Annotated in this window: 11 protein-coding genes; 4 read left to right on the top strand and 7 right to left on the bottom strand. The window is 57.5% G+C overall.

Annotated features, from left to right (window positions below; translation table 11 throughout):
- Positions 1-5: 5 nt before the first annotated feature.
- The 3 genes from sufC to L1P08_RS02650 all read right to left on the bottom strand — a co-directional run bounded on the left by sufC (position 6) and on the right by L1P08_RS02650 (position 3,592).
- Entirely contained in the window at positions 6-761 is a 756-nt protein-coding gene (sufC, locus tag L1P08_RS02660; protein WP_303619479.1) for a Fe-S cluster assembly ATPase SufC, read from the bottom strand.
- Between the two features lie 93 nt (positions 762-854).
- Entirely contained in the window at positions 855-2,375 is a 1,521-nt protein-coding gene (sufB, locus tag L1P08_RS02655; RefSeq protein ID WP_303618467.1) for a Fe-S cluster assembly protein SufB, read from the bottom strand.
- A gap of 62 nt (positions 2,376-2,437) precedes the next feature.
- Positions 2,438-3,592 carry a cysteine desulfurase family protein gene (locus L1P08_RS02650; protein WP_303618466.1) on the bottom strand — a complete coding sequence of 385 codons (1,155 nt, stop codon included), beginning with the start codon at positions 3,590-3,592 and terminating at the stop codon, positions 2,438-2,440.
- Positions 3,593-3,843: 251 nt separating this feature from the next.
- On the opposite strand from L1P08_RS02650, the gene L1P08_RS02645 reads away from it, so the two are divergent.
- Both L1P08_RS02645 and tyrS read left to right on the top strand, forming a co-directional pair.
- Entirely contained in the window at positions 3,844-4,506 is a 663-nt protein-coding gene (locus L1P08_RS02645; protein WP_303618465.1) for an alpha/beta hydrolase, read from the top strand.
- Positions 4,507-4,570: 64 nt separating this feature from the next.
- Positions 4,571-5,824, top strand: coding sequence for a tyrosine--tRNA ligase (gene tyrS, locus L1P08_RS02640; RefSeq protein ID WP_303618464.1), 1,254 nt, complete (start codon positions 4,571-4,573; stop codon positions 5,822-5,824).
- 9 nt (positions 5,825-5,833) lie between these two features.
- Here the strand turns inward: tyrS and L1P08_RS02635 are convergent, their stop codons facing one another.
- Positions 5,834-9,310, bottom strand: a complete 3,477-nt coding sequence (locus L1P08_RS02635; RefSeq protein ID WP_303618463.1) for an AsmA-like C-terminal domain-containing protein — start codon at positions 9,308-9,310, stop codon at positions 5,834-5,836.
- Between the two features lie 159 nt (positions 9,311-9,469).
- Between L1P08_RS02635 and L1P08_RS02630 the strand changes: the two genes are divergently transcribed.
- Positions 9,470-9,943, top strand: a complete 474-nt coding sequence (locus L1P08_RS02630) for a peroxiredoxin (RefSeq protein ID WP_303618462.1) — start codon at positions 9,470-9,472, stop codon at positions 9,941-9,943.
- Between the two features lie 97 nt (positions 9,944-10,040).
- A complete protein-coding gene (locus L1P08_RS02625; RefSeq protein WP_303618461.1) occupies positions 10,041-11,195 on the top strand; it encodes a M23 family metallopeptidase in 1,155 nt (384 codons plus the stop codon).
- Positions 11,196-11,222: 27 nt separating this feature from the next.
- On the opposite strand, the gene prfB is transcribed toward L1P08_RS02625, so the two are convergent.
- The 3 genes from prfB to L1P08_RS02610 form a co-directional block, all read right to left on the bottom strand.
- Positions 11,223-12,342 (bottom strand): peptide chain release factor 2 gene (gene prfB, locus L1P08_RS02620; protein WP_303618460.1). Its coding sequence is split into 2 segments (ribosomal slippage): positions 11,223-12,272 and positions 12,274-12,342, totalling 1,119 coding nucleotides; the frame shifts between segments, so codons are not numbered across the junction.
- 100 nt (positions 12,343-12,442) lie between these two features.
- Positions 12,443-14,860 carry a penicillin-binding protein 1A gene (locus tag L1P08_RS02615; RefSeq protein ID WP_303618459.1) on the bottom strand — a complete coding sequence of 806 codons (2,418 nt, stop codon included), beginning with the start codon at positions 14,858-14,860 and terminating at the stop codon, positions 12,443-12,445.
- A 190-nt stretch (positions 14,861-15,050) separates the two neighbouring features.
- Positions 15,051-16,274 carry an N-acetylmuramoyl-L-alanine amidase gene (locus L1P08_RS02610; protein ID WP_303618458.1) on the bottom strand — a complete coding sequence of 408 codons (1,224 nt, stop codon included), beginning with the start codon at positions 16,272-16,274 and terminating at the stop codon, positions 15,051-15,053.
- Positions 16,275-16,517 lie beyond the last annotated feature (243 nt).

The following is a 16,517-nucleotide window of genomic DNA, read 5'->3' as shown; positions in this document are numbered from 1 at the left end:
TTGCCTCACGCTGCGTCTTCGCCAAAACCGGCATAGCCCTTGCTCTCAAGCTCAAGCGCAAGATCCTTGTCGCCGCTCTCAACAATCCGGCCACCCGAGAACACATGCACCACATCCGGCACGATATGATTCAAAAGGCGCTGGTAATGGGTGATGACCAGCATGGAACGGTTATCGTCCCGCAAGGCATTCACACCATCAGAGACAACCCGCAAGGCATCGATGTCCAGACCGGAATCCGTTTCATCTAGAATGCACATTTTCGGAGCCAGCAGCGCCATCTGCAGCACCTCGGCCCGCTTCTTCTCACCGCCGGAGAACCCGACATTGAGCGCGCGCTTGAGCATCTCGTTGTCAATCTTGAGCATGCCCGAGGCATCCTTGACCGCCCGCATGAAGTCCGGGGTTGTCAGCTCGCCCTCGCCACGCGCCTTGCGCTGGGCATTCATCGCAGCCTTCAAAAAGGTCATGGTCGCAACGCCCGGAATTTCGATCGGGTACTGGAATGCGAGGAACAGCCCGGCAGCAGCCCGTGCGTCCGGCTCCATATCAAGAATGCTGACGCCATCGAGCAGCACTTCGCCATCCGTGATTTCATAGCCCTCGCGGCCAGCCAACGCATAGCTGAGCGTTGATTTTCCCGAACCGTTCGGCCCCATGATCGCGTGCACTTCGCCGCGCGGCACGACCAGGTTCACGCCTTTGAGGATTTCCTTGTTCTCGTCTTCAATGCTCACGCGCAGGTCGCGAATTTCCAGCATGGGTGTCGTCATTTGTCTTCTCCGATAGCGCTTGCGCCCGTTTCGCGGGCCGTCACACGCGTCTATGCAATTTTACAAAAGTTCAGGCGGCGCTTAGCCGACACTGCCTTCAAGCGAAATGTTGATCAGCTTTTGCGTCTCGACCATGAATTCCATCGGCAGATGTTGCAGCACATCACGCACGAAACCATTGACGATCAGCGCGACCGCCTCTTCAGGGTCCAGCCCGCGCTGCTGGCAATAGAACATCTGGTCATCCGAAATTTTCGAGGTCGTCGCTTCATGCTCGAAAACCGTCGAGGCATTGCGGCTTTCGATATAAGGCACCGTATGTGCCCCGCAGGTATCGCCGATCAAAAGGCTGTCGCACTGGGTAAAGTTGCGCGCACCCTTGGCCTTGGCATGGGCCGAAACCTGACCACGATAGGTGTTGTCGGAGAAACCGGCCGCAATACCCTTGGAAATGATCCGGCTTGAAGTATTCTTGCCCAGATGGATCATCTTGGTGCCGCTATCCACCTGCTGATGCCCGTTGGAAATGGCGATCGAATAGAATTCGCCACGCGAATTGTCGCCACGCAGGATGCACGACGGATATTTCCAGGTAATCGCCGAACCGGTTTCCACCTGGGTCCAGGAAATCTTGGAATTATCGCCCCGGCAATCGCCGCGCTTGGTGACGAAATTATAGATGCCGCCCTTGCCATCCTTGTCGCCCGGATACCAGTTCTGCACTGTCGAATACTTGATCTCGGCATCGTCAAGCGCCACCAGTTCCACCACGGCGGCGTGCAGCTGGTTTTCATCACGTGTCGGCGCGGTGCAGCCTTCGAGATAGCTCACATAGCTTTCTTCTTCGGCAATGATCAGCGTGCGCTCAAACTGTCCGGTGTTTTTCTCGTTGATACGGAAATAGGTCGACAATTCCATTGGGCACCGCACGCCCTTGGGAATAAAGACGAACGACCCGTCGGTGAACACAGCAGAATTGAGCGTCGCATAATAATTGTCGCTGACCGGCACGACCGACCCGAGATATTTCTGGACCAGTTCGGGATATTCACGCACAGCCTCGGAAATCGAGCAGAAAATGATCCCGACCTTGGCCAGCTCTTCACGGAATGTCGTGACGACTGAAACAGAGTCGAATACCGCATCCACCGCCACGCGTGCGCCCTCAACGCCGGCAAGAACCTCCTGCTCGCGCAGCGGAATGCCCAGCTTTTCATAGGTGCGCAACAATTCCGGGTCGACTTCATCCAGGCTTTTGGGCCCGGACGTGCTTTTCGGCGCCGAATAGAAATAGAGATCCTGAAAATCGATCTTGGGATAATGCACCCGCGCCCAGGTTGGCTCTTCCATGGTTAGCCAGCGCTTGTAAGCCTCCAGACGCCAGTCCAGCATCCACTGTGGCTCTTCCTTCTTGGCCGAAATGAAGCGAATAACGTCTTCGCTCAGGCCCTTGGGTGCCTTGTCGCTTTCGATGATGGTTTCGAAGCCGTATTTGTACTTGTCGACATCCAGCGACTGCACACTTTCAACGGTTGCAAGGTCGATATTCTCCTTGAGGGTCGGGATACTCTCCCGCGCCGTCGTTGGGCTCAAACTGGACATGTCTCTTCTCCTTCTGATCTGCACCATTTCAAGGATGGCGAGATGGAATATCTATTGGCAGTTCAGGCCGCGCGGCCTGAAGATTTGCGGTGCTGGCCAAGCACTTTTTCGAAAGCCTTCAGAAATCTGTCTACGTCGTCCTGCGTCGAGGGCCAGCCAAGGCTGACCCGGAGTGCGCAATCGGCGAGGTCCGGATCAATGCCCATCGCCTGCAATACGTGGCTGCGCCCAACCTTGCCCGATGAGCAAGCGGAGCCTGATGACACAGCGACACCCTCAAGGTCCAGCCCCATCATCGAAACGCTGGCCTTCACGCCCGGCATGGCAAAATTGACCACATTGCCCATCCGGTCCACATTCGCACCAAATACCACAACCTCAGGTGCAAGGCTCTGCACCCCTCTGGTCAACGCATCGGTCAGCCCTGCAATGGCAGTGGCATCATAGGCCGATGGAAAAATCTCCGCCGCCGCGCCAAATCCTGCAATCAAGGCTGCAGACTCGGTGCCGCCCCGCCGGTTCTGTTCCTGCCCGCCACCCGGGATCAGCCGGGCCACATCGCAATGCGGCTTCACCAACAGCGCACCAACACCGGCAGGACCGCCAACCTTGTGCGCCGATATAGCCATCATGTCGGCAGCGCGGGCCGCAAAATCAAGTTCCAGCTTGCCAAAAGCCTGTACCGCATCAACCAGCAGAAAATGCGGCGTCGGCCCGACCAGCGCCTCGATTTGCGCAACCGGCTGAATGACACCGGTTTCGTTATTCACCGCATGCACTGCGACAAGCGCCACATGCCCGGCAGCACTTGCCGCCGCAACAGCGCCTTCCAGCGCCGCAACATCAATCCGCCCGTCTGGCGTCAAAGCCGTCTGGCTAACAGGCAATCCCGTCATCTCAGCCGCTTTCAGCGTTGCAGCATGCTCGCCGGCACTGACAATGATCGCGTCAAATCCCAGCGCCCGCGCGCCCCCGGCAATCGCCTGGGTCAAAGCCTCGGTGGCGGAACCTGTGAAAACCACATGCTTGCGTTCGGCACCGGCAGCCTTGGCCACCTGGTCACGCGCCTTTTCAACCAGCGTCCGCAACCGCCGTCCGGCACCATGCACAGACGATGGATTGCCGGTGGAATCGAGCCCGCCCACAATCGCCGCGCGTGCCGAATCCAGCAGCTGCGTCGATGCATTATGGTCGAGATACACGTCTGAATGTGTCATCATAAGCTCGAGAAGGCGCTTTCGCCTGCTATGGCTCCTAAACAATCCTTGAAATCAAGCGCGTCCCTCCATTAAAAGGAGCGCTCGCACCTGCCGCTGACAAGCGGCTAAAACAAGTTTCGAATTATTCTAAACTGGTTTTCTGAAAGCCAGTTGTAAGAAGCCCCGGTGCATTCGTCAAGCGGCGCTTGCCCGTTATCGCAGCACGCAGCCGGACGAAAAACCGGGCCATGTTTAGGGACAGAACCAAAATGCCAGAAGTAATCTTTAATGGACCGGCCGGGCGCATCGAAGGCCGTTACCAGCCTGGCAAGGAGCCAAACGCGCCCGTCGCCATCATTTTGCACCCGCATCCTGAATTTGGCGGCACCATGAACAATCAGGTGGTCTACCACCTTTACTACATGTTCGTGCAGCGTGGCTTCGCCGTTCTCCGCTTCAATTCGCGTGGTGTTGGCCGCTCCCAGGGCCTGTTTGATCATGGCGTCGGCGAACTGTCCGATGCCGCTGCAGCCCTTGACTGGCTGCAGGCACTGAATAGGGAAAGCAAGGGCTGCTGGATCGCCGGCTTCTCCTTTGGTGCCTGGATCGGCATGCAATTACTGATGCGCCGTCCGGAAGTGGAAGGCTTTCTGTCCATCGCCCCGCAGGAAAACCTGTATGACTTCTCGTTCCTTGCGCCCTGCCCGTCCTCGGGCCTGATCATTCACGGCGATGAAGACCGCGTCACCCCACCCACATCAGTCCAGAAACTGGTCGACAAGCTGCGCCTGCAAAAAGGCATTACCATCGAGCAGCAGATCGTTGAAGGGGCCAACCACTTCTTCGAGAACAAGGTTGATGAGTTGATTGAACGCTGCGGCGAATATCTCGACCGGCGCCGCGCGGACATTGCCGCGGGCGGTGGCCGGTAACAAACCTGCGGCACAGAGCTCCGATGTTTCGCGCCTGACCGGCGCATAGTAAAGCGTGATTGCCATGACCACCTACAAGTCCGATTTTCTGCGCACCCTCGATGAGCGGGGGTTTATCCATCAGCTTTCCGACCCCGAAGGGCTCGATGCACTCTGCCTCAAGGGACCGATCACGGCCTATGTCGGCTATGATGCGACAGCGACCAGCCTGCATATCGGCAATCTGATCTCGGCCACCATGCTGTACTGGCTGCAGGAAACCGGCCACAAGCCGGTGGCCTTGATGGGCGGCGGCACCTCAATGGTGGGCGATCCCTCGTTCCGTGACGACCAGCGCAAAATGCTCTCCGTTGATGAGATCAATGCCAATATCGAGGGTATTAAACGCATCTTCGCGCGTATTCTCAGTTTCGGCGAGGAGCAAACCGACGCGATCATGGTCAACAATGCCGACTGGTTGCTCAAGCTGAATTACATCGAATTCCTGCGCGATGTCGGCCGGCACTTTTCGGTCAACCGCATGCTCTCATTCGACAGCGTCAAACTGCGCCTTGATCGCGAGCAGTCGCTCTCGTTCCTCGAGTTCAACTACATGATCATGCAGGGCTATGATTTTGTGGAACTGAACCGGCGGCATGGCGTCACCCTGCAAATGGGCGGCTCGGATCAATGGGGCAATATCATCAATGGTGTCGACCTTGGTCATCGCATGGGCACAGAACAGCTCTATGCATTGACCACACCGCTGCTGACCACCTCTTCCGGCCAGAAGATGGGCAAGACCGCATCGGGCGCAGTCTGGCTCAATGGTGATTTGTTCTCGCCCTATGATTTCTGGCAGTATTTCCGCAATACAGAAGACGCAGATGTCGAAAAGTTCCTGAAGATCTTTACCCGTCTGCCGCTTGGTGAGATTGCAAAACTGGCTGATCTCGGCGCAACCGAGATCAATGAGGCCAAAAAGGTACTCGCGACAGAAGCCACCGCCATCGTGCATGGCCGTGAAGCCGCTGAACAGGCCGCAGAAACCGCACGCGCCACATTTGAGGCGGGCGAGATTGACCTTTCCCTGCCCACCACAGATGTGCGGCGCGGCGCATTGCTCTCCGGCCTTGGCGTGTTGGCGGCAGTGGTGGAAGCAGGACTGGCGTCATCAAATGGCGAAGCGCGGCGTCACGTCCAGTCTGGCGCGCTCCGGGTCAACGACAAGCCCATCTCCGATGCCCATGCCACCATTAGCGATGCGGATGTGCTGCCCGAAGGCGTAATCAAGCTCTCAATTGGCAAAAAACGCCACGTCTTGATCCGTCCCGTCTAAGACAACCCGCTATTGTGTTTCCCGCGGCGCTTCTCGCGACCTGAATTCCATCAGGCCACGGAAGGCGCCGGGGAGCAATATCGAGGCGGGATTGATCAGGAATTGCGGATCATCAAGACTGCCGCGCACCGCAAAGGTCACGCCGACCAAACCCTCGCCGTCGCGCCCGCCAAGGATCTGCCCGACAATCGGCAGTTTCTGGAAAATATTATTGAGCGCAAACAGCGGTATATAGGTGCCCGTCAGATCATATTGCCGCGTCTTGGTATAAACAAAACCGCGCATCGTGCCGCCTGTTGTATCGCCATCAAGAACCGCATCAACCACTTCAATCCGGTCTGAGCGGCGAATGAACTGCACTTCCCCATCATTGAAGTTCAACCGGTTCTCATTGGCGACAAGCGCACGCGAATCCCGGTGGTTGCCGAGTATCTCGACAACTTTTTCCTCATCAACCAAAGCAAAATCACGCAAGCGCAAGTCGCCGCGATCGACCTTGCGTGCCGTGTCCTGTGCCAGGGTAAGGCTCCCCTGTCCGCCCAGCAGACGCGGATAGACATTGAGGAACCGCAACAGCGTGCCCAGATCGTTGAATGCGACAGACATTGTCCGGCCGCTCTGGGTGGGATTGGTGGCAATCGACACGGCGCTACCTTCGGCAAACTGCGCCTGCATCGACACATTGCGGATATCTTCGCCTTTCAGCGCCAGTTCCAGATCAAGATTATAGGCCGTCGTCCGATAGAACCCCACAGCCTGCTTCAACTCCACATCGAGAGAAATCGCCTGATCAAGCTGGGTAGCTTGCGGCCCGCCGGTTGATATCTGATCAAGTGCGAAGAAGCGCTTCAACATGGGCTTGAGGTCAAGCTGATCGCCCCGCAATACCAGATCAACACCAGTATCAGTGGTGGTGACATTCACCGAAGCACGATCACCGGGGCTGAGCTTGAAGGTCGAAAACTCCGCGGATTTCAGCCCCGAATTGTCAACGATCATCCCGCCTTTGATATCGACATCGGCAAAAGTCAGGCTGACATCGCTGACCTCGTAGATATCGCCATCGGGCGTGATTGCCGCATTGAGGCTACCAGCGACCCCGGCCGCCTTGCTGATGCCGATATCGGTGACCGTCAGCGCCGCATCTTTCAGATCGGCCGCCACCTGGATCGATCCGTCAGCCACGGGCCGCGCCACAAACCGCACCTTGCCGTTGAGATAGGCACTCGCGTCAAACCCCATCTCTGCGAGCTGCGCAACGTCCAGTTCCGAGGAAAGCAGAATATTCGGCTCGCCATCGAGCTGGCCGCTGATATCAAGCACCGCATCAATGCCGCTGACCTTGGCAGTGCCGTTGATACTATACCCGGCCGGGGTCACAGAGAACGTGAGGTCACCATCGTCGATGCTGACATTCTCAATCGGCACACTGCTGGCAAAGTCGTCGACCGCAGCATTGACCGCGTAATCGACACTGCGCACCGTATCGTCGGCCTCCATGACAATCGTTGCCACCAGGGACCCCTTGACCATGCCGGACAATGTCTCGGGGGCAACAGGCGCGTCAAAGCTGCTCAGGACCCCGGGGGATTGTTCATTGGTCAGCGCCAGCAAGGAAGGGATATCTCCATCCACATCGCCTGAAAGCTCGAAGACCGTACTGCCGACCCCCTTGGTATCGATGATCAACGCCGCGTCAGACACTTTCACCGGCCCCGCATCCGTTGCAAGCGTTGCGCCATCCATACCCACTGTGGTCATGTCATCGCGCACCTGCAGCCGCGTCTCGCCCTCAACTCGGATCGCAGCCATCGTATCTGTCGGGGTAAACTCGACATCATTGCCGATAATATCAATCGACAAGGCCCCCTCGGGCACGGGCTTGTCCTCATCACCAATCGCCATCGAACCAACTGGAAAGTTGAAGCGCATCGCGGCATTTTCAACAGCGCCAGACATCACATTCGCGACAAACCAGTCCCGGGCGCTGCCGGACAGGAAATACGGCCATAACCGTTTCAGATCATCGGCCGACGCACCGCTGCCGCTCAGCTCCATATCAATGCCGATCCCGGCCCGCACCATATCCGCGCGCCCCTTGGTGCGCACCAGCACCCCCGGCTTTTTCGCCACAAGCTGATCAATCCCCAACGCGCCGTAAAGCGGGGCCGACCAGCCGGTAAACGAGACATCATCAAACGGCACCTCTGGCGCGTCCATGTCATTAGGATGCAGAACCACGTTCTTTGCATCAAGCGACATGCTCAATGTCGGCCCGTAGCTTTTGTCCAGCCCCATCACAAAGACACCGGACAATTCAGCCGAGCTCTGGCCGATCTGCAGCCCGGCATCACTGATCCTGAACTGCGCCTGATCGGGCTGCCATTCGATACGCACATTATCGGTGACAATGGGGAATGTATCGGTATCCACCCGCAATTCGGCACCGGTCATATCCACGTCGAAAACGCCGTTGAGCAGGCGCCCGTCCTCCGCCGAATACTCGACCTTGACCGCGAGATCGCCCGCACCGCGCACAGCCAGCAACCCGTCCGGATCATCGATGAACGGCAAAAGGGTCGCAAAATCGAGATTGGTTGCCGTCGATTCAAATTCGACATTTCCCGCCTCATTGCGGCTGCGCACGATCGTGCCTTCCACCCGGCGTCCGGCCAGGGTGGCAGCAAAGGTACCGCGAATGCGCGGGCGTATGCGGGATGGCGCAATATCAAGCTCCACATCTGTGAACTGGCGAAACAGTCCATAGACAGAATCATGCATATCCAGAACGCCGTCGCGCACCCTCAGGCGCGAAAACCGCCCTTCCCGCGATTGCACCTCAAACGCGGCCAAACTCTCTTCAGTCGCCAGCAAATTGAAGATCAGCCAGTCATTGTCAGAACGAAAGCTGGAAGCGCCGGCATTTGCCGGCAAGGGACCGTTGACGGCCAGCCCTTCGGCAGAAATGCGCACGGAAGGCAGCGGCGAGCGCCCTTCCATGACCCACACCGTTGCAGGGTCGCCCGACAAATCATCCACCAGCTCCAACCCGGCAAGCCTGGGCCCGAACAAATCCTGGATGACCTGAAAATGGGGACGAACCATCGTCACGCTGATACCCGGCTGACCGAACAAGGCCCGCACCGGCGAAAAACCGACTTCAAGCTTGTCCATCTTGATATCAGCGCCGGTGTCGCTGTCTCTGATCGATACCGGGGTAAAAACAATAACTGGGGCCAATCCGCCTTCAATAGCGAGACTGGCCTCCCCGAACACAACTGTGAGATTCTCAGGCAGAGCCTCAATCACGCCCGCCATGGCACGGTCCCGCACGAACGGCACCGGCATCGGTCCAAACAGCAACTTGGCGTAGATGACGAGAAACGCCACGGCGGGCACACCAAAAATCCACAGCAGGATACGCGCCGCCCGGCGGTAATTCAGCTTCCGGCCTGTCTTGTTGCTATCTATGTCCGCACCAGTCACAATTTTGCTGAAAACCTGTCATCTTGCCGGCCGCGGAACGCTGGTTGAGAATCGGCCCGGCACATGGTCTGTGTTCATGAGCAACCGGGCCGGAATATGACGCGCACGCTGCCTGAACAGCAAGAATAGCGCCGGGTTAGCCCACAAGGAGTTAATGGAATGGCAATATTGGAACAAGGGGATAAAGCCCCCGATTTTACGCTGGAAACAGATAGCGGAACATCCTTCACGCTTTCAGCCCACAAAGGCCATCCAGTTGTCCTGTTCTTTTATCCGCAGGACGACACGCAATCCTGCACGGTAGAAAATATGGAATTCACCGCTTTGGCGGATGCGTTCGCCGCAATCAAGGCCCAGGTCGTCGGGATTTCTCCCGACAGCACAAAGGCCCACGGTAAATTCCGCGACAAATATAAACTTGGCACCACGCTGGCGGCAGATCCGGACCATCTCGCGATTAACGCCTTCGGCGTATGGGGTGAAAAAACCACTTTCGGTAAAACCTATATGGGTCTGATCCGCAGCACCTTTCTGATTGGGCCGGATGGCAGGATCGCCCGGCAATGGACCGTCCGGCGCGTAAAAGGGCATGCCGCAGAAGTGCTGGAGGCCACTAAGGCGCTGATTGCCTGAGCTAAATCTTACCCGTACGTAAATAAGGGTTTTTGCGTTTATTAACCATAAGCTGTCACCTTGCGCCCCGGCAGGAGTATTGCTTGGGGTGAGTAGAGTGCGAAATTCCAATCGGCGCATTGCGTTTAGTCAAAAGCAGCAATCCCAAGGTGGCCATATTCGCCCCCTGGTGTTTTACGGCATGTTCGCTGTTTTGCTGACGACAAATGTCCTCACACTTGTGGCGCTGCTGATGAGCGGTGACATCTCCAACCTTCTCAAAGGGTCGGCGGACCAGTTGCAGGTGGCCTATCAGGACCGGATCGTCGCCCTGCGGCTGGAAGTTGACCGGCTGCATTCCCGTCAATATGCCCAGGCAGGCAACCTCAACCTGCAATTGCAGGAACTCTCCCATCAGCAGGAAGTGCTCAGCGAGCAGCATAACTACGTCAAGGCATTGGCGGAAAAGGCGCGCGAACTGGGTATAGATACTGCCGCAATCGAAGACATGGCACCGATTGACGACACATTGATCACCGGATCAATCACCCCTGCCCGCGCCAGTGAATTTCCGGATCTCGAATATATCACTCAATCCATCGGCAACATGATGGATGAAAGCCGCATGGCATTAACGGCTCTCTCGGACGCAGCAACCGATTCAGCCGATACGATCGTGGCCGAACTCGACCGCATCGGCCTTCGGCCTGCATTGCCGGAGGCTGAATCCAGTGGCGTGGGTGGGCCATTTGAACCAGTTCCCGGAGACATCAACCCGGACAGCCTCGTCAACGATGCCAATGCGGTGGTTGCAGCTTTCGAGCGCTTCCGCATCGCCCGTGATGCGGCCACCCTCGCCCCCATACAGTTCCCTGTTACCGGCAAGGTGCGCCAGTCCTCGACTTTTGGCGTGCGCAAGGATCCGTTCCTGAAACGGCAGGCTTTTCACGCAGGGCTGGATTTTGCTGCACCCAGCGGCACGATTGTCAACAGCGCGGGCGCTGGCACCGTCACGTTCGTAGGGCGCAAAAGCGGCTATGGAAATGTTGTTGAAGTCCAGCACATGGATGGCTTGATCACCCGTTATGCGCACCTCTCCGCCTTTATTACTCAAAAAGGCGCAAAGGTGTCGGCCGGCACGCCAATCGCCAAGGTCGGCTCAACGGGGCGCAGTACCGGCCCGCATCTGCATTTCGAAGTGCGCAAGCACGACAAGCCCGTCAATCCCGCCGCCTATATCAAGGCCGGCAAGCAACTGGCCCGGTTTCTTTAGACAGCAGTTGAAGTTCAGGACGCCGGATCAGCTGTTCTCGGCGTCCGTATTGCCGACCCGCTGAGCCAAGGCCGCTTCCATGAACGCATCAAGATCACCATCCAGCACATCGCTCGGCGCGGTGCTTTCCATATTGGTGCGCAAATCCTTCACCATCTGGTACGGTTGCAGCACGTAAGAGCGGATCTGGTGTCCCCAACCGATATCGGTTTTGGAGTTCTCCGTGGCCATGGATTCTTCTTCACGCTTTTGCAGTTCCGCTTCGTAAAGCCGGGCCCGCAGCATTGTCCATGCCGTCGCGCGGTTCTTGTGCTGGGAACGTTCGTTCTGGCACTGCACCACAATCCCCGTCTCAATATGGGTAATGCGCACCGCACTATCCGTGGTGTTCACATGCTGCCCGCCCGCACCGGAAGCGCGATAGGTATCGATGCGCACATCGGATTCGGAAACCTCGATATTGATGGAATCGTCGATGACCGGATAGACCCAGACGCTCGAAAAGCTCGTATGCCGACGCGCCTGGCTGTCGAAAGGCGAAATCCGCACCAGACGGTGCACGCCGCTCTCGGTTTTCAGCCAGCCATAGGCATTATGCCCCTTGATCTGGATGGTCGCGGATTTGATGCCAGCTTCCTCGCCGTCATGAATTTCAATGGTCTCGACCTTGAACTTCCGCCGCTCTGCCCAGCGCGTATACATGCGTAACAGCATATTGGCCCAGTCCTGGCTCTCGGTACCGCCCGCGCCTGAATGCACTTCCACAAAGCAATCATTGGAATCGGCTTCGCCGGACAACAGGGTCTCCACCTGCATCCGTGCCGCCGTGCCCCGCATTTCGGTGAGTGCCGCCTCGGCTTCCTTGACGATCTGGTCATCGCCCTCGGCCTCGCCAAGTTCGATCAGGCCGATATTGTCCTCAATACCCGCCTCAACCTCACGCACCAGCTTTATCTGGGTCTCAAGGTCCTGCCGTTGGCGCATGACTTCCTGCGCCTTGGCAGGGTCGTTCCAAAGGTCAGGCGATTCGGCTTTGGCGTTCAGTTCGCCGAGACGTGATTCCGCTGTATCCCAGTCAAAGATGCCTCCTTAGCAGGCTGAGTGCCTGCTGGATCTCATCAACGATTTTTTCGATTTCAGCGCGCATAAATCTCTGGTCCAAATCTTTGTTGCCGTTGGGATAAACGACACCGCCCCGGCAATCAACCCATTGACCGCCACAACACGGCGCAAGCTGGCGTCAGCCACTAGAAAAGGCCGCCGCGCCCCGCATTCACATCGGTGGAACCACCATCCTCGATATTGATGAAGGCCTCGGAATCAACGCCGATCACCGATGTGATCAGGTTGGGGCCAGTGCCCGGCTTGAACGCCTCGAGAATAGCCGCCTCACCGGCAATTGCCTTGATGCCTGTCGCCGGATCAATCCAGGTCTGGGTCATCCCGCCGGGCATGGGGAATGGCGTTGCCGGCTTGCCCTCAAGCGCCTTCTCCATGAAATCCGTAAAGATGGGCGTGGCAAACTCGCCGCCGGTCGCCGAACGCCCCATGGAACGCGGCGTGTCGTAGCCAACATACACACCCACCGCCAGTTCCGGGGTGAACCCGAGGAACCAGGCATCCTTGTAATCGCTCGACGTGCCTGTCTTGCCGGCAACCGGGCGATCCAGCCGTCTGGCATTGGTTCCGGTGCCGCGCTGCACAACACCCTGCATCATCGACGTAATCTGATAAGCCGTCATCGGGTCGAGCACTTGTTCACGGTTATCGATGATCAGAGGTTCTTCCTGATTATGCCATTCGGTGGCCTGACACCCATCGCAAACACGCTGGTCGTGCTTGTATACGGTCTTGCCGTAGCGGTCCTGAATCCGGTCAATCAGGGTCGGCACAATACGCCGTCCCCCATTGGCAATGGTGGCATAAGCTGCGGTCATTTTCATGTCCGTGGTCTCGCCCGAGCCCAGCGACATGGCCAAAACCGGCAACATATCGTCATAAAGACCAAACAGACGCGCATATTCTGCAACCAGCGGCATGCCGATATCCTTGGCCAGGCGCACTGTCATGACGTTACGCGACCGCTCGATGCCACGGCGCAATGTCTGCGGGCCATAGAATTCCCGGCCATAATTCTCGGGCCGCCAGGTGCTGCCGTCCGCATTCTGGATTTCAAGCGGCGCATCCAGCACCACGGATGCCGGGGTATAGCCATTGTCGAGTGCGGCTGAATAAACAATCGGCTTGAAAGCCGAACCCGGCTGACGCATGGCCTGTGTTGCGCGATTGAACTCGGACAGGGCAAAGGAGAACCCGCCAACCAGCGCCACAACGCGGCCTGTTCGCGGATCCATCGCCACAAGCGAGCCTTCCACCTCGGGCACCTGCATCATGGTGTAAACGCCGTCCTTGCCCTCGACAGGCGCGACATAAACCACATCACCCACGCTCAGGAGTTCGGAAAGCGGTTTGCTGACCCACTTGATCTCTGGTCCCGGCAATTGCCCGGTCGTGCGATCGGCCAGTACCTTGCCGTCAATATCCTTGCTGGGCCGCAACCCGATACGGGCCTCGTTCCTGTCCATCTCCAGCACAACAGCCAGCGTCCATTCAGGCACATCGCTCAGCGGCTCGACGCCGTTAAGGGTCATGCCCCAGTCCCCACTCGTATCAATGGTGGCGACGGGCCCGCGAAACCCTTTGCTCTGGTCAAACTTGACCAGGCCGTCCATCAGCGCCTTGCGGGCATAGGCCTGCAATTTCGGCTCAAGCGTGGTCCGAACACTCAGACCGCCGCCATAAAGCTGGTCTTCGCCATAAAGGCTGGCTAGCTCGCGGCGCACTTCCTCGGTGAAATATTCAGCCGAAAACAGCTGCGAGCCGGAACGCCGCGGCACCACATTCAGGCTTTCCTGCTTCGCCGCGCTGGTCTGTTCGGGCGTGATGTAGCCATTCTCGGACATCCTGTCGAGCACCCAGTTGCGCCGTTCAATGGCGGCCTTTGGGCGACGGAATGGGTGGTAATTATTGGGGCCTTTGGGAAGCGCGGCGAGATAGGCAGCTTCCGACAGGTCGAGCTCATAAAGCGCCTTGTCGAAATAGTTCAGCGCCGCAGCCGCGATACCATAGGAATTGAGACCCAGGAAAATCTCGTTCAGATACAATTCCAGAATCTGGTCCTTGGTGAAGGCATCTTCGATGCGCATCGCCAATACCGCTTCCTTGATTTTGCGGTCCCAGGTCTGCTCGCTGGTCAAAAGGAAGTTCTTCGCCACCTGCTGGGTGATCGTCGATGCACCGGCCAACGGCCCGTTCCCGCCATCCAGACGCTTCTGGATATTATCGCGCAACGCGCGCAGAACGCCGTCAAACGCGATACCGCCATGCGAATAGAAATCCTTGTCCTCGGCAGAAATGAAAGCCTGGATCACCTGCGCTGGAATGGTTTCGATAGGCTGGAACAACCGGCGCTCGCGCGCATATTCGGCCAAAAGCGTTCCATCCGCCGCATGGACACGTGTGGTCACTGGCGGACGATAATCTTTGAGCACCGTATAATCGGGCAGATCCTTGGTGAGCGTGGATAAGTAGAAGCCGCCAACGCCGAGAGCGATCAGCCCCACAAACATCCCGAATCCAAACAACCAGCCGATCAAACGCAGCATGCGGGTACCCTTTTGCCTCTTAGTCCCAGGTCAGCTCCGGCGCCTGTTGCAAGGGTTCAGCGCGATAAGCCGTTAAAACCTTTGCCTAGTGACGCAGTCACCTGCAGGACGCCGTTTTCGACCGTGGCGAATTATGCGTTAGCGCCCTTTGATACAAGAGCGCGGCAGAATTATGGACACAAAAGCCGGATTACTTTTGTGTAAAACCTTCAAAATAGGTTGTGACGCCCCGCGCCAACGCTTCAGCGACATTGTCCCGCCATGTGTCAGTCGTCAGGTTGGAGATATCCTTGGCATTGGACAAAAATCCCAGTTCAACCAGAACCGATGGCACATCCGGGGCCTGCAGCACCATGAAATTGGCTTTGCGCACCGGGAAGCGCCGCAATTGCACGCTCGGCTGCATCTGCGTCACAATCGATTGCGCCACGCGATAGGACTGCCGGCGCATTTCCCGGCGCATCAGATCCACCAGAATATTGACCACATGGTTGTCCATCTTTGGCACCGCGAACCCGGCAATAATGTCGACCCGGTTCTCATTGTCGGCCAGCACCTTGTCCAGCGCATCGGTCGCCCGTTCATCGCGGATATAAACGCTGGCACCACGCACTTCTTCCTGTTGAAAATAATCGGCATGAATGGAGAGGAACAGGTCGGCCTTGTTGGCGCGTGCCAGCGCCACACGCTCTTCCAGCCGCAGAAATGAATCATCCTCGCGCGTCAGGGCGACGTCGAATTTGCCTGTCTCGATGAGCAGTTTTTGCAGCACACGGGAAAAGGCAAGAACGATATCCTTTTCCTTGATCCCGTTACCGGCCTCTGCCCCGGAATCGATCCCGCCATGCCCCGGATCTATAACGATAAGGGGTCGAGCCTTGTCAGCAGTCACTGTGGGGGCTGCACCGCTATCCGCAGGCGGTGGCGGTGCAACATCCGGAGCAAGCTTGGCAACGGTGGCCTTGAGATCGCGTTCTGCCGCTGCAAGAAACGCGCTTTCGGAAGTCGGCACGAGGTCTACAACCAAACGGGCTGGTTGATCGTCGATCGGCTCCAGCACATAGGCCTGTTGCACCTGGGCAGGCACCTTGAGCGCCAGCCAGGTCCGCACCCGTCCCTCTTCCAGAATTTCAACCGAAAATCCACCGACAATGCCCTCACCTGCCGGAACATTCTCGGCCTTGAGACTGACCGAAGCGGCCCGCACGTCCACCGCTATTTGCGGCGGGTCGGCAATGGTGGCCACGGCAAAATCAGTCGGACCCGACAGATCAAGGATCAGCCTTGCTCGTTCCGGCGTGGTGGAAACCCGGGCATCGATAACCGAGGGTAAGGGGCCATCCGCCTCTTGCGCCCCAACGAACCCGAGTGGCCACAGGAGACAGATCAATACGGTTACAAGTTTTCTGATCACTGAAAAGTTCATCTGCCACGCATTGTTCACGCTCACATTACGTGATTCGCTTCGTCAGAAAGGCAGCCCTAACATGCACCGCCCGTCAATAAACAAATAAATGAGGTCCAAAAGTCCCGGCAAGGTAAGCACTTATGACTTTCTTGTTGCCAATTTGGCTTAAGCCCCCTAAAGGCAGAAGGCGAGGCAAAGTTTCGCTTGGCGGCCGTGAGCTTGAAATGCCCAGATTGGCACATGATATCT

The organism is Mariluticola halotolerans, assembly GCF_021611515.1.
GTDB lineage: Bacteria > Pseudomonadota > Alphaproteobacteria > Rhizobiales > Devosiaceae > Mariluticola > Mariluticola halotolerans.
The sequence above is the reverse complement of the archived record's forward strand: the minus strand, read 5'-3'. Positions and strand labels throughout refer to the sequence as shown.

Excerpts from the sequence above, each read along its gene's own strand:
- sufC (WP_303619479.1), bottom strand. The coding sequence starts at position 761 with ATGCTGGAAATTCGCGACCTGCGCGTGAGCATTGAAGACGAGAACAAG.
- sufB (WP_303618467.1), bottom strand. The coding sequence starts at position 2,375 with ATGTCCAGTTTGAGCCCAACGACGGCGCGGGAGAGTATCCCGACCCTC.
- L1P08_RS02650 (WP_303618466.1), bottom strand. The coding sequence starts at position 3,592 with ATGACACATTCAGACGTGTATCTCGACCATAATGCATCGACGCAGCTG.
- L1P08_RS02645 (WP_303618465.1), top strand. The coding sequence starts at position 3,844 with ATGCCAGAAGTAATCTTTAATGGACCGGCCGGGCGCATCGAAGGCCGT.
- tyrS (WP_303618464.1), top strand. The coding sequence starts at position 4,571 with ATGACCACCTACAAGTCCGATTTTCTGCGCACCCTCGATGAGCGGGGG.
- L1P08_RS02630 (WP_303618462.1), top strand. The coding sequence starts at position 9,470 with ATGGCAATATTGGAACAAGGGGATAAAGCCCCCGATTTTACGCTGGAA.
- L1P08_RS02615 (WP_303618459.1), bottom strand. The coding sequence starts at position 14,860 with ATGCTGCGTTTGATCGGCTGGTTGTTTGGATTCGGGATGTTTGTGGGG.